Below are 855 nucleotides of genomic sequence, written 5' to 3' on the forward strand. Positions count from 1 at the left end.
TCGTATGAAGAGCAAAGACAGCCGAATATCTCGCAAGAGAGCTGCCAGCAAAGAGAAGCGGTGAAGCCGCCCGGGTATGCTGGAGCGCCGAGTTCTTCGTCGGCACAAGTCGCCCCTTCCTCTCGCAAAGCAGAGAACAACTTGCTGGAACGAATGCTCGAAGGAGATAACCTTCGGCTCGCGTACAAGCGAGTGGTGCAAAACGGAGGAGCACCCGGTGTGGACAGTGTAACAGTAGCGAATCTACAAGCTTACCTGAATACGCACTGGGTAGCGGTGAAAACCAAACTCCTGGCGGGAACATACAGACCTGCGCCAGTCAAACGGGTGGAAATCCCCAAACCCGGAGGCGGTGTGCGGCTGCTAGGCATCCCGACCGTGATGGACCGTTTTCTCCAGCAAGCCCTTCTACAAGTGATGAACCCGATCTTTGACGCCCATTTTTCTTGGTATAGCTACGGCTTTCGGCCGGGAAAGAGTGCGCATGACGCCGTCAAACAAGCCCAAAGATACATCCGAAGTGGCCTGAGATGGGTCGTGGATCTCGATCTGGAAAAGTTCTTTGACCAGGTCAATCACGACATGCTGATGGCAAGAGTGGCGCGGAAAGTGGCGGACAAAAGAGTGCTGACCCTGATTCGTGCTTTTCTGAACGCCGGAGTCATGGTGGACGGAAAGCTGGAGCGCAGCCGGGAAGGAACGCCACAAGGCGGTCCGCTCAGTCCGCTTTTGGCAAACATTCTACTGGATGATCTGGATAAGGAATTGACCGGACGTGGCCTACGTTTCGTACGCTACGCGGACGACTGTAATATCTTTGTGGCGAGTAAACGAGCGGGCGAACGAGTCATGGAG

1 protein-coding gene is annotated in these 855 nt (G+C 55.0%); it reads left to right on the forward strand.

What is annotated here, in order from left to right; genetic code table 11:
- On the forward strand, positions 1-855 hold an 855-nt coding region (ltrA, locus tag KIH86_RS00055), incomplete at both ends, for a group II intron reverse transcriptase/maturase (RefSeq protein ID WP_235775199.1).

Source organism: Paenibacillus sinensis (genome assembly GCF_019904155.1).
Taxonomy (GTDB): Bacteria; Bacillota; Bacilli; order Paenibacillales; family Paenibacillaceae; genus Paenibacillus_AQ; species Paenibacillus_AQ sinensis.